The organism is Staphylococcus sp. NAM3COL9, from assembly GCF_001431205.1.
Classification (GTDB): domain Bacteria; phylum Bacillota; class Bacilli; order Staphylococcales; family Staphylococcaceae; genus Staphylococcus.
Genome location: NZ_LGPC01000011.1, coordinates 100739 through 123229, shown reverse-complemented (window position 1 = coordinate 123229; position 22491 = coordinate 100739). Strand labels below are relative to the sequence as shown.

The following is a 22491-nucleotide window of genomic DNA, read 5'->3' as shown; positions in this document are numbered from 1 at the left end:
AGAACAACGATTTGGCTACAAGTCGTTGTTCTGGTTTTATTATTTATAGTTATGCAAATTTCATGATTTTAAAATGGTAAGTTCATACCGTTCATCATATTTTCCATTTGTTTGCGTTTACCTTTTTTGCCTTTGCCGCCACCGGAAAATTGTTTCATCATTTTTTTCATATCAGTGAATTGTTTCATTAATCTATTGATTTCTTGCACTGAACGTCCTGAGCCTTTAGCAATACGTTTTTTACGAGAAACATTTAAAGTTTCTGGCTTGTTACGCTCAATAGGTGTCATTGATTGAATGATGGCTTTAATGTGATCAATTTGTTTATCATCCATATTCATGTTTTCAATGCCTTTCATTTTGTTCATGCCAGGAATCATTTTCATAATGTCATCAAGAGGCCCTAAACTTTTAACTTGGTCTAATTGTTCTAGGAAATCCTCCAATGTAAATGAGGATGTACGCATTTTCTTTTCTAAGTCTTTTGCTTTATCTTCATCCACATCTGTTTGCGCTTTTTCAATTAAACTCAATACATCACCCATACCTAATATACGAGATGCCATGCGTTCAGGATGGAATGCTTCTAGCCCATCTAATTTCTCGCTCATACCTACAAATTTAATCGGCTTTTGAGTAACTGATCTGATTGAAAGTGCAGCACCACCACGTGTATCACCATCTAATTTTGTTAATGTTACGCCAGATACTTCTAACTGAGAATCAAACGATTCTGCAACATTCACAGCATCTTGACCAGTCATTGCATCGACAACTAACATAATTTCGTCCGGTTTCGTGATTTCTTTTACATCGCTTAATTCTTGCATTAATGCTTCATCTACGTGTAAACGACCAGCAGTATCAATAATAACAAAGTCTAAATGCTCTTCTTTTGCATGTGTGATTGCATTTTCAACGATTTGTTGAGGTTTAACTTGATCGCCTTCACTATATACTGGAACGTCGATTTGTTTACCTACTGTTTGCAATTGATCAATTGCCGCAGGACGATAAATATCTGCTGCTACTAATAATGGTTTTTTATTATATTTTTTACGCATTAATAATGCTAATTTACCAGCAGTTGTAGTCTTACCAGCACCTTGTAAACCCACCATCATCACTACAGTTGGCGGCTTATTAGCCATTTTAATTGTTGCATTTTCCCCTCCCATAAGTTGGGTAAGTTCTTCTTGTACAATTTTGATGACTTGTTGTCCAGGTGTTAATGACTTCATAACATCTGAACCTAAAGCTCTATCTGATACAGTTTTGACAAATTCCTTTACCACTTTAAAGTTAACATCGGCTTCTAATAATGCTAGTCTTACTTCGCGCATCATCAATTTAATATCTGCTTCAGTAACTTTACCTTTGCCTCGAATTTTTTGCATCGTTCCTTGCAGACGATCGGATAATCCTTCAAATGCCATATCAAATACCCTCCTTTATATACTTTTATTCTAAATCTTCAAGTGCTTGAATGTATTGTTTTATTTTTTCTGGATCATTTATATGCTGTTTTATATGTTTATATAATTTTTGTCTTTGCTCAAAATTTCGGTATAAACCTAATTTTTCTTCATAATCTTCCACTAAATCGCCAGTTCTTCTTATATTATCATACACTGCTTGGCGACTCACATCAAATGTATCAGCAATCTCACTTAAAGAATAATCTTGTAAATAAAATAATTCTAAATAATTTCTTTGTTTATGTGTTAATAATGATTGGTAAAAGTCAAATAGATAATTCATACGTATTGTTTTAATTAAATCATTTTGACTCATCTGTATTACCTTCAATTTCTGCTTCATTCTGATTTAACTCAGGTGCTTCTTCTACGTTTTGCTCAATCATATCAGCGAATAATCCATATACGTAGCTTTCAGGATTGAATGGTTGTAGATCATCTAATTTTTCACCTAAACCTACGTATTTAACTGGAATATGAAGTTCATTACGAATTGCTAATACGATACCACCTTTAGCAGTACCATCTAATTTTGTTAAAACAATACCTGTAACGTTTGTAACCTCTTTAAATGATTTAGCTTGTGACAACGCATTTTGACCTGTTGTTGCATCAAGACAAAGTAAAACTTCGTGAGGTGCTTCTGGTACAGCACGTCCAATAACTCGTTTAACTTTTTCTAATTCATTCATTAAATTAGATTTATTTTGTAAACGACCAGCGGTATCACATATTAAAATATCTACGTTTTTACTTTTAGCTGCATTAATCGCATCATACATCACGGCAGCTGGGTCAGAACCTTCTCTTTGGCTCAACACTTCAACACCAACGCGTTCGCCCCATACTTTAAGTTGTTCAATCGCACCGGCTCTAAATGTATCACCAGCAGCAAGCATTACTTTTTTGCCTTCAGCTTGGTAACGATGCGCTAATTTACCAATTGTTGTTGTCTTACCAACACCGTTCACTCCGACCATAAGGATTACATTTAATCCATCATTTTCTATATTCATCACTTCTGAGTTATCATCATCTTGGTGATAGATTTCAACAATTTTCTCAACGATAACTTCACGTAAATCCTCTGTTTCAGTAATATTACGACGTTGTGCTTCTTCACGTAACTCTTCTACAAGTTGCATCACAGTATTAAATCCAACATCTGCAGTAATTAACATTTCTTCTAGCGCTTCGAAGAACTCTTCATCTACTTTACGATAACGTGCGATTAAATTATTAAGTTGTGCTTGGAAATTCTCACGCGATTTTTCTAAACCAGCTCTAAATTTGGCACCGAGTTGTTGCGCTTCTATATCTTCAAAATCTTCAATAGAGATTAATCCATCATCATCAAAGTCAGCTTCTTTTAACTTTTTAACTTTTTTCGCTGGTTTATCTTGATTTTCGGTTTCTGTATCTTGTGATACTTCACCTTGTTGTTCTGAGTCTTCAAGTTGTTGCTTTTGTTCTTCTGAAGGTGCTGAAAATTTATCTTTTAATCGTTTGAAAAAGCTCATGTTTGTTCCTCCTTAATCACTTCATCAATCGTATTTAAATTAACACTTACTAATTTGGAAACTCCAGATTCTTGCATTGTTACACCATATAAGCGATCTGAGAATTCCATTGTACCTTTACGGTGTGTAATCACAATAAATTGAGTTTGATCTGATAGATTTTTTAAATATTTTGCATAACGTATCACGTTTGCTTCATCTAGTGCCGCTTCAACCTCATCTAAGATAACAAATGGCGCTGAGCGAACTTTTAAAATCGCAAATAGTAATGCTATGGCACTCAAGGCACGTTCTCCACCACTAAGTAGCGACAAATGTTGTAACTTCTTACCAGGTGGTTGAACAATAATATCTACCCCTGCAGATAGATAGTCATCATCTGTTAATCGGAGTTCTGCTTGTCCTCCACCAAACAATGATTTAAACACATCTGAAAAATGTCCTTGAACGGCATGGAATGTTTCTTTAAAACGGTCTTTCACTTCTTGATCCATTTCTTCAATAAGTTGTTCTAAAGTTGTTTTCGCTGCTCTTAAATCAGCACGTTGTTCATCTAAAAATGTAAAACGCGTATTAATTTCTTCAAATTGTTCAATCGCATTTAAATTAACTGATCCTAATTCTTCAATAGACATTTTAGTTAATTTTACTTTTTTACGTAAAACGTCTATATCTTCATCTAAATCATATAATTCACTCGCACGTTCATAAGTTAAATGATAATCTTCGCTCAAATGGTCAATCGCATAATTAATTAATACATCTAAGCGGGACTGCTCGGATTTGATATCTTGATAGCGATTTTCTATAGAAAGAATATCTTGATTTGCTTCTTGAAGTTTTTGATCTGTTATTTCAATTGTATCATTCAATTCTATTCTACGCGATTTAACGTCCTCTATGTTTTGAGATAGTTTTACTTTCTCGACTTTACTTTGTTCCATGTTATATTGAATCGTTTCAAATGCTTTTTCGCCTGTTATTTCATCTGAATTAAAGAGTTTAATTTGTGCTTCTAATTTTTGATGTTGCACAGTAACATCATTAAGTTGTTTTGTAATTTTTGATTCAGTTTGTTTCTGAGTATTTAGACGTTCTTTTACCACTGCCAAATCAGATTGCTTTTGATGTAATTGTTGCTGAATTTGTGTTGTACTTTCTTTACCTTCTTTAGAAAGTTTTGTATAAAGATTGATGTCATCTTCTAATTTTTGTAGTTGTGTTTTGATTTTAGATAATCTTTGTTTTTTATCATCAAGCGTTTGTTTACTTGTTTCGCTTTGGTAACCATCATTTTTTTCAAATTCAAATTCTTCGTGTTCGTCTTTTAAATGCGCTTCGCTTTTACGTAATCTGTCTAATTCTAATTCATAATTATGAGCACTTTGTTTAATAGCATTATAATGTTGACTTGTTTCAAAATATTTTTCGCTCAGTTGATCTGACTCATTTTTAATATTTTGAAATTGTTTTTCAAATGCTACTGTTTGCTGTTGATAATCTTCAAGTTGGGCTCGCATCGTTGACAGTTCATCTTTTTGAGCTAAAATACTTTTAGATTTACGGTCTCCGCCACCTGTCATTGAACCACCAGGATTAACAATATCGCCTTCTAAAGTCACAATACGAGTACGATAACGAATTTTACGTGCTAATTCATTAGCATTTTTCAATTCATCTACGATTATTGTATTTCCAAGTAAATTTTGAACCACATTTTGATAATCTGATTCTACTTCAATAGCTTGTGCAGCAATATTAATAAAACCCTCACTATTTTGTGCAGTTTTCATAATTTCATTACCAATTTGGCGTGGTTGAATCACATTAAGCGGTAAAAATGTCGCTCTACCCAAACCATTTTGTTTTAAATATTGAATTGCCTGTCTACCATCTTTTTCTGAATCAACAATCACATGTTGTAGTGACGCACCAAGTGCAGTTTCAATTGCTTTAGTTAGGTCAGATGGCACTTGGATTACTTCAGCAACAGCGCCGCGAATACCTGAAAGTTTATTGTTTTTAGCCTTTAAGATATGTTTTACACCATTAAAGAAATAACTATATTCTTCTTGCTGTGTAGCTAAACTATCAATACGTGATTTCAGTTTATCGTTAAATCGATACGCTTGATGTAATTTTTCTTCGTAATCAGATTGTTGCTGTTTAAGCTGTGCTAATTTCTTTTCATAATTATTCAGCTGTTGCTCAGCATTTTTTAATTCTTTTTGAGCTGTCGCGGTTTGTTTTTCAGCTTCATTGATGTCACTTTGAATTTTCTTCAATTGTTCAAAAGCTTCAAGTAATCTAGTATCTAAACGCGATTGCTTCGTTTCATTTTCCTGAATGGTATGTTCTAAAAATCGAATGTCATTATTTACATCAGATTGTTCAGACATAAGTTGATAATATTCATCTTTGATTGTTTCTAATTTTTCGTCATGTTGTTCATCATTGACATAGAATTGTGATTCAAAGTATTGAATTTTTTCATTTAACTCTTTTTGTTGAGTTTTCAACTTTTCTATTTGACTTTGTGCATCTATTTTTTCTTTTCTTAAAGTTTCTGTCTGTATTTTAAGGCTTTCTTGTTCTTCTTCAAAACGTGCGTTTGTTTGTGATTGGTTTTTCTTACGTTCTTCTAACACGTTAAGTTGTCCTGCATACTTCTCAACTTCTTCTGTTGCTTTGACAAGTTGGAAGTTTAATGTTTCGATACGCGCGTCAAGTTGTTGTCTTTCTGATTTATATTTATTTAATGCTTGTGTATGTTGTACTTTTTCTGCATCTTTTGTGGCTTGATGACTTTTTAAATTATTTAAATTATCATCAAGTTCATAAATGTTTTTACTATATTGTCCAATATCATGCACAGTTACAAGAACATCACTTCTTTCCATTTCTTTGGAAAGGTGTTTATATTCTTTAGCAATAGCTGCTTCTTCCCTTAGTGGTTCAACCCGACCTTCCAAATCATATAGAATATCTTGTATTCTTGAAAGGTTATCTTCTGTTTGATCGAGTTTTTGTACAGAAGCGGCTTTGCGTTTTTTATATTTTAAAACTCCTGCAGATTCTTCTAATATCTGTCTTCTATCCACTGGTTTAGCATTTAGTATTTCATCTACGCGTCCTTGTGAAATAATACTAAACGCTTCTTTTCCTAAACCTGAGTCTAGAAACAAATCAATAATATCTTTTAACCTTGCACGGTCGTTATTTAGATAATACTCGCTTTCACCACTTCGATATAATCGGCGTGTTACAACGACTTCTGTTGCGTCTAATTGTAACTTGCCCGAGCTATTATCTAATTTTAATTTAACTTCTGCATAATTTTGAGCTTTTCGATGCTCTGCACCTGAAAAAATGATATCTTCCATTTTAGCACCACGTAGTGACTTAGCAGATTGTTCACCTAACACCCATTTTATTGCATCTGTTATGTTACTTTTCCCACTACCATTAGGTCCTACAATTGCTGTTACACCTTCATCAAATTGTACATTTGTGTGTTCCGCAAACGATTTAAAACCAAAGGCATCTATAGATTTCAAATATACCATGCTATTCTCCTTTAAAGTGTTCCTTGCTGTTTTACAGTTTAGAAATATGCATTAACCTGGAGGTTAATATATTTCTAAATTAACTACATTGCTATTGCGAAGGTTTTAACAATATATGATTCACTTCGTATCACATTACTTTATAACAAAGTTATTGAGCATTATTTTTCATTGATTTATATGCACTTTCTGCTGCTTTTTGTTCAGATTCTTTTTTAGTCTTTCCTTTACCTTCTGCTACTGCAGCATCTTCTAATATCACTTCAGAAGTAAATAGACGGTGATGGGCTGGGCCTTCTTCATTGATTAAACGATAAGTAACATCACCTTTATTTTGTCTATGTACAAATTCTTGGAATTGGGTTTTAAAGTCAACAACGCCATCAAGTTCTTCATCTTCGACATATGGAAAAATGATTTGTTCAGCAAATTTCCATACAGATTCTAAGCCTTGGTCTAGATATAATGCACCTACAAATGCTTCAAATGCATCTGATACAAGTGAAGGACGGGTTCTGCCACCTGTTTTCTCTTCACCTTTACCTAACAAGATAAGCTCATTGATATGAATTTTTTTCGCAAATATTACAAGTGAAGGCTCACAAACAATTGTTGCACGCATTTTTGTTAAATTACCCTCAGGCAATTCTGGATATTTATCAAATAAATAACGTGAAACCGTCAATTCTAATACCGCATCTCCTAAAAATTCTAATCGTTCATTATGCTCTAAACGATTCATATTAAAATCATTTATAAAACTCGAATGCGAAAATGCTTGCTGATATAATTCTATTTGCTTAAAATTCAAGTCTAATTCTTGCATCTTCTGCGCAAACTTTTTTTCAAATGCTTTAACCATTTCTATTTTTTTATAATTGGTCAATCTATTTCCTCCTCAAATATAATGCTAAAGTACTGATATCCTTATATTTTACGTGAAAATACAATAAAACTAAAGAAAAAACTGTCTACCGTATTCACCAAGTACATATTTAACAAAATTCGATATAACACTTTTATCTTATAATATAAAATTTGTTTAAAACCATAAAAAATCTGAGCCGTCATCTTAACGACTCAGATTTTTGTTTATTATTTTTCAATACTATTGATAAAGTTTACTGCGTCACCAACAGTGTTGATTTTTTCAGCTTCTTCATCAGGAATTTCAGTACCAAATTCGTCTTCTAATTCCATAACTAATTCAGCAATATCAAGTGAGTCAGCGCCTAAATCATCTTTGAAAGATGCCTCTTTAGTTACTTTTTCAGCGTCAACACCTAAACGGTCAACGATAATATCTTTTACTTTGTCGAAGTTTTCCACGTCGATTCACCTCCTTTAAAAAATCTAATTACAGACTCATATATTTTCCCACTTTATCAATTGAAATACAAGTAGTATTTCAATTGATTATACTAGATACACATTATATTAATGAAATCTATACAATTTTGTGGAGTAATGAAGTTGTGACACAATCATTCCAAATCTATACTTTATAGCTTATCATAACCTTCTATATGAAATCAGAAGTTTTATAAAAAAATTGTCATCTTGTGTATCACTTACTTACATGTACATACCACCATTGACATGTATTGTTTGACCAGTAATATATTTCGCTTTGTCCGAAGCTAAAAATGCTACAGTATGAGAAATATCTTGATCCTTACCAAATTTAGCTAATGGGATTTGTTCTAACATTTTTGCTTTAAGTTCATCACTTAAAGCATCAGTCATATCAGAAACAATAAAACCTGGTGCAACAGCGTTTACTGTGATGTTTCTTGAAGCTAATTCACGTGCTGCTGATTTAGTCAAACCAATTACACCAGCTTTAGTTGCAACATAGTTTGCTTGGCCTGGGTTGCCCATAGCACCAACAACACTTGATAAATTAATGATTGCGCCACTCTTTTGTCTTAACATTTGTGGTGTTACTTTTTGGATACAGTTGAAAACACCTTTTAAGTTAGTATCAATTACGTCATCCCATTCTTGCTCTTTCATGCGCATAAGCAAGTTATCACGTGTGATACCTGCGTTGTTAACAAGAACATCAACAGATCCAAATTCACTAACAACTGTTTTTATCATTGCTTTTACTTCATCACCATTTGCAACATTTGCTTGAATGGCAAAGCTTTCAACGCCTATCGCTTTAATTTCTTCTACAACAGCATCCGCTTTTTCTTTATTTCCCGAAAAATTTACAGCAACGTTGTATCCTTCTTCTGCCAATTGTATTGCTATGCTACGGCCAATGCCTCTCGAAGCACCCGTTACTAATGCACTTTTAGTCATTTTCATTCCACGCTTTCATATCTTCTAATGTTTGAATTGAAGTTATTTTTACATCTCTATTTATCTTTTTAATTAAACCTGAAAGTACTTTACCAGGACCAATTTCAATAAAATGATCTACACCTTGATCAATTAACCACTGTGTTGAATCAATGAATTGTACTGGTGAATATAATTGTTTAATCATATTATCCTTAATTACATTTGCATCAGTTTCACCTTTTGCATGCACATTTTGAACCACAGGAAATTGTGCATCATTCCAGTCAAATTGTTCAATATACTCAGCAAAATCGTCTTTGATTACCTGCATCATAGATGAATGAAACGGTCCAGACACAGCAAGTGGTAGAACGCGTTTTGCGCCTAATGATTTGCCTTCTGCCACTAATTTATCTATTAATGTTTTATGCCCAGAGACAACGATTTGACCAGGTGAATTAACATTTGCTGGTTCAATAATTTCTTCATCTGTTGAAAGTTTTTGACATATTGCATTAACGTCATAAAAATTCAAACCTAACACCGCTGCCATACTTCCAACCCCGTCAGGAAAAGCGGCTGCCATCAATTGTCCACGTTTACGAACAATTTGAACTGCATCGTCAAATTTCAACACACCACTCGCCACAAGACTCACATATTCACCTAAACTATGGCCCATAGTATAATCAGCATTTAAATTATTGAGCGCTTGTAATAAAGCTGAGCTATGTGTTAGCAAAGCAGGCTGTGTATTTTCTGTTTGACCTAATTTATTTTCTTCATCTGAAAACATTGTTTCTAAAATATCAAAATCCATTTGTGCTTGCGCTTGATTAAGTATCGTTGTTGCAGCGTCATTTTGATTAAATAAATCATTTGCCATCCCGACTTTTTGTGATCCTTGGCCTGGGAAGATAATCGCAGTTTTACTCATTTACTTTACCCACCGTTTCTCTCATAGTTTCCACAATATTTTGTTCTCCAGCTATCTTAGCTTGACGGATTGCTGAATAAAAAGCTTTTGCACTAGAACTACCATGTGCTTTAACTACAATGCCATTCAATCCTAGTAATACTGAGCCACCATATTCTGCATAATCCATTTTTGACAGCATCCCATTTAGATCTTTACGCAATACAAGTGCGGCAATTTTGTTCTTAATACTACTTAGTAGCGTTGTTTTAAGCATTTTACCCATTGCTTTTGCAACACCTTCTAAATTTTTAAGAATCATATTACCAGTATAGCCGTCTGTAACCACAACATCAGCTACGTCGTCCATTAATTCTTTTGCTTCTACATTTCCTGTAAAATTGAAGATATCTTGTTCGTCCATCAAACTAAATGCTTTTTTAGTTAATGTGTTTCCTTTAGCTGCCTCTGTACCAATATTCAATAAACCTACTGAAGGCTGTTCAACACCCCTGATTTTTTGGGCGTAAACATTACCTAATTGTGCAAATTGTAATAAGTGTTCCGGTTTAGCATCTGCATTGGCACCTACGTCCATAAACACAAATCCTTTTCCAGAAATCGTTGGCAAAGTGAGGACAAGTGCTGGACGTTCAACACCTTTAATACGTCCTACTATAAACAAACCAGCAGACATCAATGCACCTGTATTACCCGCAGATACACATCCATCTGCTTCACCAGCATTAACTGCTTCAGCCATACGAGCCATAGAGCTATCTTTTTTACGTTTAATCGCTCTAACTGGTTCATCGTCCATCGTAATTTCTTCTGTACAATGCCGTACTTCTACACGACCATGTTTGAGTGAGCATTTAGTTTGATCACCAAATAAAATTATTTCTAAATCATTAAAATCATTCACAGCTTTTTCAACAGCTTCTAAAACGATTTCAGGTGCATCGTCTCCACCCATCATATCAATCGCTATTTTAACCATCTTGTTCATCCTCACTTGTATAATACATTTTAAATGTGCCTCTAAATACCAAAGTATCTTTCACATACGAATTTACTTTTATCATATAGTATTTACTTGTAATTTCAATCGCTTGTGCATCAGCACGTACTGTATCATTTAATTTCACTGTTTTTAAAAATGCTACATTACTTTCCTGAGTTAATACAACAGGTTTATGTATAAGTGCTACACATAGAGAATTCGCTTGTGCAAAAAGTACATGCCCTCTGGCAATTTTATTTCTAGTAAATACAGAATCTTCATCAATATCTATAATTGAAGTTGCGAGTTGATCAGGCTGAACATTTATTACATCGCCTATGATTTCACTACCATCAATGGATCGAATATTTTCATAATTTTTTCTTGCTACGGATTTGATTCGTTTTCTTAGTTCTGGAATATTTAAGTATGTACGATCTAATCTAATGGTTTGAATACTCACTGAAAAAAGTATGCTCAAATCTAGATCTGTAATAAAGGGGTTTTTTTCTATTTCTTTTTTAATTGCTTCGCGTCGCTCTTGTTTTTTTAATTTCATCTTATTCTAACCACCTAAACCACCTAATTTTTAGCACCAAGTCTTAAACATTCCTAACACATCATAACACTTTCTATTTCATAAGCTCAACAAAAAACATACTTGCCTAGATGTTTTTCACATCAGATAACCAATTCAAGAAATTTTAAACCATTCAAACCGTTTCCATCGGGTTTGGTTTTAAAAATCAATACAAACGCTAATAATTTCGTATAAATATTTATTAATATATTGAATTAAATAAAATAAAAATGTATAATTTAAGATGTTTTAAAGATACATTATATTTATTTTTAAAAATTATCCCATTAATTTGGACACTTTATTTAGGAGGATTTAATGAAAAAAATATTATCAACTACATTACTATCATGTTCATTATTAGTCATCACTACAAGCTATGCTAATGCACAAGAAAGTAATAGTATTAAACCTGAAAGTCTAGAATCATCAAATATCTCTGCGATTAATAATGATTCAGATGTAGAACAATTTTTACAAAATAATGCACAATCTCTTGTTAATCAATCATCCAAGACTAAGCAAGAAACTATAAATAAAGAAGCTTTCAAGCAATATAATGTAATAGATAAGCAGCAAGATAAAACTGGTGTCACGCATTACGTATTAAAACTTAAAGTAAACGACATTACAGCAGATAGCACTACGATTAAAGTACATGTCAATAAAAACGGTAAAGTAACATTAATTAATGGTAATGTAGATAAACCATACGTAAAGGTAGAGAATGAGGTTAAATTATCTTCTGCTAACGCTGAAAGCAAAGCTTTTGAAGCTATAGGTAAAGCAAAGTCTGATGTAAAAAATATAAAAAGCTATCCTGTAGTCAGTAAAAACAAGATTGATATAAATAGTGATAAACAAAGACTTGTTTATGATGTTGAACTTAATTATATTTCACCTAAAGCAGCACATTGGAAAATCCAAGTTGACGCTACTACCGGTGAAGTATTAAAAAAACAAAACGTTATTAAAAATGCAACAACTGAAGGTAAAGGTACAGGCGTTAATGGTGACGAAAAACAACCTTTAGGCGTTACAAAAGCAAATGATACATATTCATTACTCGATACTGATCAAGATGCAGTCATAGAAACTAAAACTGCAAATGAGACAACAAATGCTTCTTCACCTATTACAAATGACAGCACTAATTTCAATAAAAAAGAGCAACGTGCTGGTGTAGATGCCCATTATTACGCAAAAGAAGTTTATAACTACTTCCTCAATAAGCATGATAGAAACAGTTATGATAATAAGGGCGGTGACATTGATTCGGTCGTTCATTATGACAAAAACTTTAATAACGCCGCCTGGACCGGTCAATATATGATTTATGGGGACGGGGACGGCAAGACATTTAAAGCATTGTCAGGTGCGAATGATATTGTTGCACATGAGCTCACACATGCAGTAACAGAACGCACTGCAGGTTTAGAGTATAGTTATCAATCAGGTGCATTAAACGAATCTTTCTCTGACGTTTTTGGTTATTTTGTTGATCCAGACGATTGGTTAATGGGTGAAGATGTATATACGCCGAATAAAGATGGCGATGCACTAAGAAGTTTAAAAAATCCAGAACAGTATAACCAACCTGCACATATGAATCAATATGTGCAAGGCAGCCAAGATAGCGGTGGTGTTCATACCAATAGTGGCATTCCTAACAAAGCTGCCTATCTAACAATTAATGCAATTGGCCAAGAAAAAGCTGAAAAAATTTATTATTTAGCACTCACACAATATTTAACACCAAATGCTCAATTTTCTGATGCAAAAGCATCATTGAAAGAAGCTTCTAACTACCTTTATGGTACGAATAGCGAAACATCTAAAGCAATTGAAAAAGCTTGGACTGACGTTGGCGTTAATTAAATAATCAACAAACATTACACATTCTCGTTTTAGAGTGCCAACAAAGTCATAAACTTTGTTGGCATTTTTTTGTGCAGGTTTTCCGTGGTCATAAAACTCCTCCTGTAGTTTTCGTCTAGTGTTCCCCATATGGAGTCATCCCAAACTACTGAAATTTTAAAATAAAAAATTATTCATCAATATTTATTATTGGAACACATTTATAAGTAATGAGTAATGTAAATAATTAATAAACATTAACCCAAACATAAAAAAACAAACCAAGTGCTTTAATAGCACTTGGTTTGTTTTTTTATGCTTTCTTTATTAATCAAAACTCATATATAATAAGTTTTCTTCGACAAATGTTCTCAACATTTGATATTGTGCCTCAAAAAAGACACCGGATTGAATTAATTCAGCCGCTTCATCTCTCGCCACTTCTAGCATTTTATAATCTTCAACGACATTTGCTACTAAGAAATCAGGCAAACCACTTTGTTTCACACCAAAGAAATCACCAGGTCCTCGCATCTCCAAATCACGTTCGCTTAATTCAAAACCATCTGTTGTTTGGGTCATAATATTCATTCGCTCAATACCTGTTTCTGTTTTCGGTGATGCAATAAGTACACAATAACTTTGTTGTTCACTTCTACCTACACGTCCTCTTAGCTGGTGTAATGTAGATAAACCAAAGCGATCAGCATCATAAATCATCATGAACGTTGCATTAGGGACGTTAACACCTACTTCTACAACAGTTGTAGATACTAAAACATCTATTTCATGATTACTAAATTGCTGCATTACCCTATCTTTTTCTTCTGAATGCAACTTACCATGTAGCAATCCTACTTTTTCAGTACCATAATATATTTGTAGCGATTCATATAACTCAACGACGTTCTGTACATCTTCTAAATGCTCAGAACTTTCAATTAGAGGACAAATTACATATGCCTGCCTACCTTTTTTTAATTCTGAGGTCATTTGACTGAGCACACTTTCATAGGATTCATGCTTAGACCATGAAGTAATAATCGGCTTTCTACCTTTTGGTAATTGTTTAATAGATGACACATCCATTTCACCAAAAACTGATATAGCTAATGTTCGTGGAATAGGCGTAGCTGTCATGAAAAGGACGTTAGTCATCGCACCCTTTTCTCTCAACAATTGACGTTGATTCACACCAAAACGATGTTGTTCATCTGTAATCACTAGACCTACATTATTAAATACAACGTCATCTTGTATTAAGGCATGGGTGCCGATAATACAATCAATTTCATTGTTTTGTAATTGTTCTAACAACAGCTTTCTTTTTTTACCTTTCACTGAACCTGTAAGTAACGCAACATTCATTCTGTCATCAAATATTTCGACTAAACTTTCTGCATGTTGTTCCGCTAATATTTCAGTAGGGACCATCAACGCTGATTGAAACCCCGCGGTTTTTAGTGCATACATACAGATTGCTGCCACGACAGTTTTACCTGAACCCACGTCCCCTTGTAAGAGACGATGCATCCTTAATGGTGCTTTCAAGTCTCTGAATATTTCATTAACACTATGTTTTTGCGCGTCAGTTAGTTCAAATGGAAGACTGTCAATGAAATATTTCACTAAATTGATATCATAATCTACTTCAATCGCTTCATCTGAAGTTTTTTCTAAGCGGTTTAACCATTGCATTCGTAATTCAAACATAAATAATTCTGTGAAAGCATATGTTCTACGTGCTTTAATCAAAGATGCTTTGTCTGTGGCAAAATGCAACGCTTTAATCGTATCCTCTAATGACTCTAATTTATATTTTTGTCTCAATTCATCAGAGAGCCATTCATGTATCGTGACTTCTCCCAACGATTGTCGAATCATATCCCTCAATGGTTTTTGTTTAATGCCTTCTTTAACTCGATAAACAGGCTCAAACTGTGAATTTTGAGTCTCTTGTTGATTGAAAAACATTCTACTGCCATTTATTTCTTGCTTACTTCTATTCCATTTACCTTTTACCGTAACTGTACCATGCAATTCAATTTTCTTTTTTAAATACGGTTGATTGAAAAAAGTGCATTTTACAGCAATATTATTGACCATGATATGTACGGTTAACTTAGATTTATTACGACCAAAAAAAGCGACAGCAGGTGTCGAATATACTTCTCCTACCACTGTCACTGTTGCTTGATCTTCGGCCGTATTCAAGTCAATTACTGTATTATCTTCGTAACGAGTTGGTAAATATAAAATTAAATCCTCTACAGTATGGATATTTAATTCATTTAATACGGATAACCTTTTCGGGCCCAATCCTTTTATCTGAGATAAAGGAAAGGGACTATCTATTAAATTGACTTTTGACATTTTTAATCACCAAATATTTCTTGTTTTAGACGCTGACCTGTAGGTGTACCAGCTAAACCTCCACGACCAGTTTCACGCAATGCTGATGGCATCGTTTGGCCAATCTTGTACATTGCTTCTATCACTTCATCTGTAGGAATTCTTGAAGTTACACCTGCTAAAGCCATATCAGCAGAGACGATTGCGTTTGATGCACCTGCAGCATTTCTCTTCACACAAGGCACTTCAACCAAGCCAGCTACTGGGTCACATACTAAACCTAGCATATTTTTCAAACAAATTGCAAAAGCTTCAGCCGATTGTTGTGGCGTTCCGCCAGCAAGTTCAACGGTTGCACCTGCTGCCATGGCTGCAGCAGAACCTACCTCTGCCTGACAACCGCCTGCTGCACCTGAAATTGATGCATTGTTTGCAACTACAAAACCAAATGCCCCAGAGGTAAGCAAGAAGTTCAACATATCTTTTCTTGTAGGTTCAAGGCGCGGTTTGAGTCCAAATAATACGCCTGGTACGACACCCGCAGATCCAGCAGTAGGTGTTGCACAAATTTTCCCCATTGCTGCGTTGACTTCGTTTGTCGCAACTGCTTTACTCACTGCATCTAATAAAGTTGGTCCAGCTAATGATTTACCTGTCTTCAAATAATTTTTGATTAACACAGCATCTCCACCGGTTAATCCAGTAGTTGAAGTGACGCCTTCTAAACCTTCATCAAGTGCATTTTCCATCGTTTGTAAATTTTTATCCATACCGGCATAAATATCAGCTTCGGACAAGCCAGTTACTTCCATTTCTTGCTCTAGCATGATTTCATGAATTTTTTTATTTTCTGTTTCACATTTTTCTACTAGTTCTTTCACACTTTTAAACATGCATTACCCTCCATTAGGCGTCGCCCATGAGTGAAACTGTCACTACACCTTCGACGTTTTTAATTTTATCTATAATTTCATCTGTTACAGATTCATCTAACTCACAAGTCATTAATGCTTGGTCGCCCTTTTCTTTTCTAGAAACTTGCATACTGCCAACATTGATACTAGAATCGCCTAAAATATTTGCTATACGACCAATCGTGCCAAAAGTATCTTTGTGAAAAACAAGCAGAGCTGGATAATTACCACTTATCGCAATATTAAATCCATTAATAGCAACTACCTCAATTTTACCGCCACCTATAGAAACGCCTTCAACAGAAATTTCTTTATCAGCATCTCTCATATTAATAATGGCAGTGTTAGGATGTGATCTTTCTTCAGCCATTTCTATAAAATTCACTTTCATTCCCATTTGCTCAGCTGTTTCTAAACTTGTTTGTATACGATCATCATCTGTATCATAACCTAGCAAACCACCAACAAGCGCTACATCTGTACCATGCCCTTTGTATGTTTCCATAAAAGAACCGTATAGATAGATATCAACTTGTTTTGGCAATTGATTAAATAAATCCTTTGCTACTAATCCAATTCTCACTGCACCAGCAGTATGAGATGAAGATGGTCCCACCATTGTAGGTCCTATAATATCGAAAACTGTTTTATATTTCATAATTATACCCCACTCTTATTTTTAATACTTCTAATGTAATGCGCTTACATTTATATGCATGCAATTTATTATAACAATTAAACTAGACATTATAAACCAATACTGGTTGCATTGTCCTTATTTAAAAGAATAATATTGTTGTAGAAGGTTTAATTTAATAAAAAGATTTCCTTTTAATTTAATTATACATACAATCAAATAATTTCTGTCACAAGATTTATAATAAATAGACTAACTCTATATTTTTTAGTTTATGTTCTTTTTTCATATAAGACACCTGCCATGATGCGAATAATCCACAACGAGTCGAATACTATATCTAAGGCCGTGCCCTAGTCAAGCGCGTATGAAATATAAAGTTAAGCTATAGTTCTACAAACAGAAAACGGGCACAAAAAAATGTCAACAAAGCTTTTAGACCTTGTCGACAATTTAAAATAGCTTCCTAAAAAGGAGGCTCTCCTTATATACAAGCGTTCAATAAAATAAATTTATTCTACAGAAAATAGATATTGATATACGGGTTGTTGGCCATCATGTTGATCTAATTCAATTTCTGGATAAGATGTTTCAAGCCAAGTTTCAATATCCGAAGTCAATGATGCATTTGCATCTTCACCGACAATCATCGTAATGATTTCACTATCATCTTGAATCATTTCAGACAATAAACCTTTAACAGTTTCAAATTGATTTCCGTTACTCGTAACGATTTTGTCTTCAACTAACCCCATAAACGCATCTTTTTTAATTTCAACGCCATCAATTTTTGTATCTCTTACAGCATATGTCACTGAACCTGACTTCACTGCTTCCAGTGACTCAACCATACGCGTTTTGTTAGCTTCAAGAGCGTCTGATTCATCATAATTAAAGAGTGCAGCAATGCCTTGTGGTATTGATTTAGTTGGGATAACTACAGCTTCAGCACCTACGATGTCTGCAGCCTGTTCGCTAGCCATCATAATATTTTTATTATTAGGTAAAATAATTGCGCGTTTACATTGTGACTGATCAATTACTTTAACGATATCTTCAGTTGATGGATTCATTGTTTGACCACCACTAATCATATGTGTTGCACCCATCGATTTGAACAATTCAGATATACCATCTCCCATTGAAATAGCAATAACTGCCGTTTCAACTGTTTCAGGTATTTGGGTATCATCTTGACTTACTTGTTCTTTTTTTACACCTTCTCGGTGTTGTTCACGCATGTTTTCTACTTTTAATTTAATAAGTTCTCCGTACTGTTGACCATAATTAAACACATCACCTGGTTTTTCACTATGTACATGCACTTTAACAATTTCATCATCGTTTATGACTAATAATGAGTCACCATATGTACTCATGTCTTCTCTAAACGTTTGTTCATCAAACACTTTTTTATTTTTACCGAAGCGCACCATCATTTCTGTACAGTAACCGTAAACGATATCTTCAGTATTAATTACACCATGAAAATCATGTTCCTCATTAACTAAAGCATCTTTATCTAATTTAGCTGTTTCAGCACTTACCGTTTCACCTTTTAGCGCTTTAAGGAAGCCAGCATAAACGACAACCAAACCTTTACCGCCACTATCTACTACACCCACTTCTTTTAATACGGGTAATAAATTAGGCGTATTTTCTAGTGAGATTTCTGCTTCTTCTAAAATATATGTCATCAATTCGATACAATCTTCAGTTTCTTCTACTTTGCGCATAGCAGCATCTGCAGCATCTCTAGCTACAGTTAATATCGTACCTTCTACAGGCTTCATAATTGCTTTATATGCAGTTTCTACACCAGCTTTGAAACTTTCTGCTAGTTGTTGAGCACTAATTTCATCATACTCTTCTAAATTTTTACTAAAACCTCTAAATAGTTGTGATAAGATGACCCCAGAGTTCCCTCTAGCACCCATTAACAAACCTTTTGAATACGTTTTCCCTAGTTCACCGATATGCTGCGACAAATTTTCTTCTACTGCTTCTCTTCCAGATGTCATTGTTAAATTCATATTTGTTCCTGTATCTCCATCTGGTACCGGATACACATTTAATGAATCAACCAAGTCTGCATGATTTGATAAATTTTGTGCCCCTTGTATAATCATTTCGGCAAATAATTTACCATTTATTTTGCTAACCATTCCGTATTGTCCTCCTAATTCTTAGTGCCGTTATTAACTCGAACACCTTGTATAAATATATTTATTGAATTTACTTTTATTTTTAATGTTTGTTCTAATGTGTATTTTATTGTCGACTGTAAATTGCTCGCTACTTCAGAAATTTTAGTACCATAACTTACAATGATATACATATCAACATCTATAACGCCATTGCCTTCTCTTACAACAATACCTTTAGAATAATTTTCATGCCCTAATATTTCAGCAATTCCATCTCTTACTTGTTGTCTAGAAGCCATTCCTACAATCCCATAACATTCTACTGCTTTGCTACCCACAACTGAAGCTATTACTTCGTTTGAAATGTCTATACTACCATAATCATTTGTGATTTCTAATGTCATTTAAATTGAGCCTCCTAGTTTATGGTTCTTTAATTAACTATAAAATTAACAAATAATATAATTTATCTAATTAAGCAAATTTCTATATTTATCCACAGTTTATAATTATACCATAATTTAATTTTAACAAAAGTAGAATATATATAAACAGAAAATTTCATTCTTCTTATTTACATCTAATTTTATTTGTGGTACATTATTCAAGTATGTAGTAGATGCGTGTATTTATATTTATTAAAGGAGGTACTTTCATGGGCAAACAATGTTTCGTAACAGGTCGTAAAGCTTCAACTGGAAACAATCGTTCTCACGCTTTAAATTCTTCTAAAAGAAGATGGAATGCTAACCTTCAAAAAGTTAGAATTCTTGTAGACGGAAAACCAAAAAGAGTTTGGGTTTCTGCACGTGCTTTAAAATCTGGTAAAGTAACTAGAGTTTAATAAATATAATGCACGAAAAAGACCAGTCCTTATGTGGAGGATTGGTCTTTTTTATGCGCTCATTTAATTTAAATCATAAACATGAGCGTTATAATTTTATTAGATTTTAATCTTTACTTCTCACCATTAATACATTGCCTTCTGTAATATTCACATTACCTTCTGTTTGACTGAGTTCGTTGGAAATCGTTAACGTAGATCCCAATTTAAGTTGTTCCTTTTCAAGATTATATTTAAAATTGTTTAACGAGATAATCGTAGGATAATTAACTGGAATAAATGAGATATAACGATAATTGTCATTTTTCTGAATCGTATATGCCCCTGTTTTTAAAAATTGAATTTCATTATTCACATCTATAAGTTTAATGACAATATTTTGCTCTGTATATTCTGGTTTTTCTAAAATTTGTAATGCACCCATAAAATGATCTAATCGACCACCTGTAGCACCATAAACGCAAATCTCTTTATAACCACTGGTCACTGCTTGATCAATACCTAAAGCGAGGTCTGTATCATTTTTTTCTGATTTAAATGGATTAATGTCAATTCTTTTTTCAACAAATGTTTTTTCCTCACTTGTAATTGAGTCAAAATCACCTACAGCGAATCGAGGTATTATCCCTGATTCTATCAAAAGTAACGCACCTCGATCAATCCCAATCCAGTGCGTATCTGTTTTTGTCTTTAATAAATCTTCAGGCAAATTTCTATTGCCACACAATAAATTCACTTTCATTAGCTTCAGCCTTTCAATGTCTTAGTTACTACTTTGTAATCATCATGTTTGAAAAAATATGATCCTGCAACTAACATTGTAGCACCATGATTTATAACAGTTTCAACAGTATCGTTGTTAATACCACCATCTACTTCGATTTCAAAGTCTAAATTCAATTCATCTTTGAATTTAGATAATTGATCTAATTTACTAATAGTATCACTAATAAATGATTGACCACCAAAACCAGGATTCACTGTCATCACTAATACAAAATCCACCATTTTTATCACTGGTATGATTGCATCGACTGGTGTTCCAGGATTAATTACAACACCAGCTTTTACATTCTTACTCTTTATTTGTTCTATCACTCTATGAATATGTGGTGTTGCTTCTACATGCACTGAGATCATATCAGCACCGTAGTCGGCAAATAATTCGACATATTTTTCTGGTTCTTCAATCATTAAATGAACATCAATTGGCAATTGAGTACCTTTACGTACTGCTTCAAGTATTGGTAAACCAATCGAAATATTTGGCACGAATTGGCCATCCATAACATCAAAGTGTACACCGTCTACACCTGCTTCTTCTAAAGCTGTTAATTCTTCTTGTAATTTTAAAAAATCAGTTGATAATAATGATGGATAAAGTTTTGCCATTTAATATCTTTCCTTTCTATTTGCAATTTCATTAAAGAGTTGTAAGTAATGGTCATATCTAAATTGTGCAATGTTTCCACTTTCCAACTCAGTTTTTACGTTACATTTTGGTTCATTAATATGATTACAATCTCTAAATTTACACTGTTCTCCGTATTCATTGATTTCCATAAAATAATTTTTTAGTTCGTCTTTTTGGATATGTGTAAAATCTAACGCACTAAACCCAGGTGTGTCTGCAATATAACCATGGCTTCGTTCAAAAAGTTCTACATGTGTTGTAGTATGACGGCCGCGATTAAGGGCTTTTGAAATATGTTGTGTTTCAATATTCAATTCTGGAAAATATTTATTTAATAGTGTTGATTTTCCGACACCTGATTGGCCACTTAATACAGCAAGCCCTTCTCCCCAAGCATCAAAAACAGGTTCAATATCATCATCGATACTAATGAATTGTATTTTATAGCCCATATTTTCATACACATTTAACAATTGTATAACTTTTTGTTGCGTTTCTACGGAGGCTAAATCTCTTTTAGTTATGAGAATACGCGGGCGCATATGATAAGAATGCGCAATGACTAAAAATCTATCTAGTAATTGCGTTGAAAAATCAGGTTCTACTGCACTCATTACTAGTATAAGATGATCCACGTTGCTAACAAGTGGCCTTTTCAATTCATTTTTTCTATCATGAACGTATTGAATATACCCTTCTGTTATATTCTCAACTTCGAAATCAACTACATCACCAACGATTGGTGAAAATTTATTTTTTCTGAATAAACCGCGTGGTTTCGTATCGTACATTTCACCTTCTACATCTACACGATAAACACCACTTAATGATTTTATAATGCGTCCTGTCTTCACTTAGACACCTCTCTTAAAAAACTATTATCTTATATATTATAGCAAAGCCTTTTTAATTTAAATATGATTTAAGACTATTTTATATAAAAATTAGCATAAACCATATTACTACTCTCA

20 protein-coding genes are annotated in these 22491 nt (G+C 33.6%); 2 read left to right on the top strand and 18 right to left on the bottom strand.

Annotated elements, in window-relative coordinates:
• Positions 1-68 precede the first annotated feature (68 nt).
• The 10 genes from ffh to fapR form a co-directional block, all read right to left on the bottom strand.
• Complete coding sequence (gene ffh, locus ACA31_RS03590; protein ID WP_057512008.1) at positions 69-1436, bottom strand: signal recognition particle protein; 1368 nt, start codon at positions 1434-1436, stop codon at positions 69-71.
• Positions 1437-1461: 25 nt separating this feature from the next.
• Positions 1462-1794: a putative DNA-binding protein gene (locus tag ACA31_RS03585; RefSeq protein WP_057512007.1), complete on the bottom strand. Its 333-nt coding sequence runs from the start codon at positions 1792-1794 to the stop codon at positions 1462-1464.
• Positions 1781-2998 (bottom strand): signal recognition particle-docking protein FtsY, encoded by a 1218-nt coding sequence (gene ftsY / locus ACA31_RS03580; RefSeq protein ID WP_057512006.1) that lies wholly within the window; start codon positions 2996-2998, stop codon positions 1781-1783. Before ftsY ends, ACA31_RS03585 begins: the two co-directional genes overlap by 14 nt.
• Positions 2995-6564: a chromosome segregation protein SMC gene (gene smc / locus ACA31_RS03575; protein ID WP_057512005.1), complete on the bottom strand. Its 3570-nt coding sequence runs from the start codon at positions 6562-6564 to the stop codon at positions 2995-2997. Before smc ends, ftsY begins: the two co-directional genes overlap by 4 nt.
• A gap of 151 nt (positions 6565-6715) precedes the next feature.
• A complete protein-coding gene (rnc, locus tag ACA31_RS03570) occupies positions 6716-7426 on the bottom strand; it encodes a ribonuclease III (protein WP_441296192.1) in 711 nt (236 codons plus the stop codon).
• Between the two features lie 233 nt (positions 7427-7659).
• Complete coding sequence (locus tag ACA31_RS03565; protein WP_002507883.1) at positions 7660-7893, bottom strand: acyl carrier protein; 234 nt, start codon at positions 7891-7893, stop codon at positions 7660-7662.
• A gap of 246 nt (positions 7894-8139) precedes the next feature.
• Positions 8140-8874, bottom strand: coding sequence for a 3-oxoacyl-[acyl-carrier-protein] reductase (gene fabG / locus ACA31_RS03560; protein ID WP_057512003.1), 735 nt, complete (start codon positions 8872-8874; stop codon positions 8140-8142).
• Positions 8867-9793 (bottom strand): ACP S-malonyltransferase, encoded by a 927-nt coding sequence (fabD, locus tag ACA31_RS03555; RefSeq protein WP_057512002.1) that lies wholly within the window; start codon positions 9791-9793, stop codon positions 8867-8869. The genes fabG and fabD overlap by 8 nt, the downstream gene beginning before the upstream one ends.
• Positions 9786-10772, bottom strand: a complete 987-nt coding sequence (gene plsX / locus ACA31_RS03550) for a phosphate acyltransferase PlsX (protein WP_057512001.1) — start codon at positions 10770-10772, stop codon at positions 9786-9788. Before plsX ends, fabD begins: the two co-directional genes overlap by 8 nt.
• Positions 10765-11334 carry a transcription factor FapR gene (fapR, locus tag ACA31_RS03545; RefSeq protein WP_057512000.1) on the bottom strand — a complete coding sequence of 190 codons (570 nt, stop codon included), beginning with the start codon at positions 11332-11334 and terminating at the stop codon, positions 10765-10767. The genes plsX and fapR overlap by 8 nt, the downstream gene beginning before the upstream one ends.
• 339 nt (positions 11335-11673) lie before the next feature.
• Here fapR and ACA31_RS03540 point away from each other — a divergent pair, with 339 nt between their 5' ends.
• The gene (locus ACA31_RS03540; RefSeq protein ID WP_057511999.1) at positions 11674-13233 is read left to right on the top strand and encodes a M4 family metallopeptidase; all 1560 of its coding nucleotides are present in this window, start codon (positions 11674-11676) and stop codon (positions 13231-13233) included.
• Between the two features lie 306 nt (positions 13234-13539).
• Here ACA31_RS03540 and recG read toward each other — a convergent pair whose 3' ends face one another.
• The 5 genes from recG to ACA31_RS03515 all read right to left on the bottom strand — a co-directional run bounded on the left by recG (position 13540) and on the right by ACA31_RS03515 (position 19666).
• Positions 13540-15585, bottom strand: coding sequence for an ATP-dependent DNA helicase RecG (gene recG, locus ACA31_RS03535; RefSeq protein WP_057511998.1), 2046 nt, complete (start codon positions 15583-15585; stop codon positions 13540-13542).
• A gap of 2 nt (positions 15586-15587) precedes the next feature.
• On the bottom strand, positions 15588-16457 hold the full coding sequence (gene sdaAA / locus ACA31_RS03530; RefSeq protein ID WP_057511997.1) for an L-serine ammonia-lyase, iron-sulfur-dependent, subunit alpha: 870 nt from the start codon (positions 16455-16457) through the stop codon (positions 15588-15590).
• A gap of 13 nt (positions 16458-16470) precedes the next feature.
• Entirely contained in the window at positions 16471-17136 is a 666-nt protein-coding gene (gene sdaAB, locus ACA31_RS03525; protein WP_057511996.1) for an L-serine ammonia-lyase, iron-sulfur-dependent subunit beta, read from the bottom strand.
• 491 nt (positions 17137-17627) lie between these two features.
• The gene (fakA, locus tag ACA31_RS03520) at positions 17628-19280 is read right to left on the bottom strand and encodes a fatty acid kinase catalytic subunit FakA (protein ID WP_057511995.1); all 1653 of its coding nucleotides are present in this window, start codon (positions 19278-19280) and stop codon (positions 17628-17630) included.
• 14 nt (positions 19281-19294) lie between these two features.
• The gene (locus tag ACA31_RS03515) at positions 19295-19666 is read right to left on the bottom strand and encodes an Asp23/Gls24 family envelope stress response protein (protein ID WP_057511994.1); all 372 of its coding nucleotides are present in this window, start codon (positions 19664-19666) and stop codon (positions 19295-19297) included.
• A gap of 251 nt (positions 19667-19917) precedes the next feature.
• Between ACA31_RS03515 and rpmB the strand changes: the two genes are divergently transcribed.
• A complete protein-coding gene (gene rpmB, locus ACA31_RS03510; RefSeq protein WP_002507894.1) occupies positions 19918-20106 on the top strand; it encodes a 50S ribosomal protein L28 in 189 nt (62 codons plus the stop codon).
• A gap of 106 nt (positions 20107-20212) precedes the next feature.
• Here rpmB and ACA31_RS03505 read toward each other — a convergent pair whose 3' ends face one another.
• Genes ACA31_RS03505 through rsgA form a run of 3 tightly spaced genes read right to left on the bottom strand, consistent with a single transcriptional unit; the run spans position 20213 to position 22374 of the window.
• Positions 20213-20848, bottom strand: coding sequence for a thiamine diphosphokinase (locus tag ACA31_RS03505; protein ID WP_057511993.1), 636 nt, complete (start codon positions 20846-20848; stop codon positions 20213-20215).
• A gap of 5 nt (positions 20849-20853) precedes the next feature.
• Positions 20854-21498 carry a ribulose-phosphate 3-epimerase gene (gene rpe / locus ACA31_RS03500; protein ID WP_057511992.1) on the bottom strand — a complete coding sequence of 215 codons (645 nt, stop codon included), beginning with the start codon at positions 21496-21498 and terminating at the stop codon, positions 20854-20856.
• Positions 21499-22374, bottom strand: coding sequence for a ribosome small subunit-dependent GTPase A (gene rsgA, locus ACA31_RS03495; protein ID WP_057511991.1), 876 nt, complete (start codon positions 22372-22374; stop codon positions 21499-21501).
• Between the last annotated feature and the right edge of the window lie 117 nt (positions 22375-22491).

What these genes read in the sequence shown, in the direction of transcription:
- sdaAA (WP_057511997.1), bottom strand. Translation starts at nt 16,457, where the DNA reads ATGTTTAAAAGTGTGAAAGAACTAGTAGAAAAATGTGAAACAGAAAAT.
- fakA (WP_057511995.1), bottom strand. Translation starts at nt 19,280, where the DNA reads ATGGTTAGCAAAATAAATGGTAAATTATTTGCCGAAATGATTATACAA.
- ACA31_RS03540 (WP_057511999.1), top strand. Translation starts at nt 11,674, where the DNA reads ATGAAAAAAATATTATCAACTACATTACTATCATGTTCATTATTAGTC.
- fabD (WP_057512002.1), bottom strand. Translation starts at nt 9,793, where the DNA reads ATGAGTAAAACTGCGATTATCTTCCCAGGCCAAGGATCACAAAAAGTC.
- recG (WP_057511998.1), bottom strand. Translation starts at nt 15,585, where the DNA reads ATGTCAAAAGTCAATTTAATAGATAGTCCCTTTCCTTTATCTCAGATA.
- ACA31_RS03515 (WP_057511994.1), bottom strand. Translation starts at nt 19,666, where the DNA reads ATGACATTAGAAATCACAAATGATTATGGTAGTATAGACATTTCAAAC.
- fabG (WP_057512003.1), bottom strand. Translation starts at nt 8,874, where the DNA reads ATGACTAAAAGTGCATTAGTAACGGGTGCTTCGAGAGGCATTGGCCGT.
- ffh (WP_057512008.1), bottom strand. Translation starts at nt 1,436, where the DNA reads ATGGCATTTGAAGGATTATCCGATCGTCTGCAAGGAACGATGCAAAAA.
- rpmB (WP_002507894.1), top strand. Translation starts at nt 19,918, where the DNA reads ATGGGCAAACAATGTTTCGTAACAGGTCGTAAAGCTTCAACTGGAAAC.
- fapR (WP_057512000.1), bottom strand. Translation starts at nt 11,334, where the DNA reads ATGAAATTAAAAAAACAAGAGCGACGCGAAGCAATTAAAAAAGAAATA.
- ACA31_RS03585 (WP_057512007.1), bottom strand. Translation starts at nt 1,794, where the DNA reads ATGAGTCAAAATGATTTAATTAAAACAATACGTATGAATTATCTATTT.
- rnc (WP_441296192.1), bottom strand. Translation starts at nt 7,426, where the DNA reads ATGGTTAAAGCATTTGAAAAAAAGTTTGCGCAGAAGATGCAAGAATTA.
- rpe (WP_057511992.1), bottom strand. Translation starts at nt 21,498, where the DNA reads ATGGCAAAACTTTATCCATCATTATTATCAACTGATTTTTTAAAATTA.
- sdaAB (WP_057511996.1), bottom strand. Translation starts at nt 17,136, where the DNA reads ATGAAATATAAAACAGTTTTCGATATTATAGGACCTACAATGGTGGGA.
- ftsY (WP_057512006.1), bottom strand. Translation starts at nt 2,998, where the DNA reads ATGAGCTTTTTCAAACGATTAAAAGATAAATTTTCAGCACCTTCAGAA.
- ACA31_RS03505 (WP_057511993.1), bottom strand. Translation starts at nt 20,848, where the DNA reads ATGAAAGTGAATTTATTGTGTGGCAATAGAAATTTGCCTGAAGATTTA.
- plsX (WP_057512001.1), bottom strand. Translation starts at nt 10,772, where the DNA reads ATGGTTAAAATAGCGATTGATATGATGGGTGGAGACGATGCACCTGAA.
- smc (WP_057512005.1), bottom strand. Translation starts at nt 6,564, where the DNA reads ATGGTATATTTGAAATCTATAGATGCCTTTGGTTTTAAATCGTTTGCG.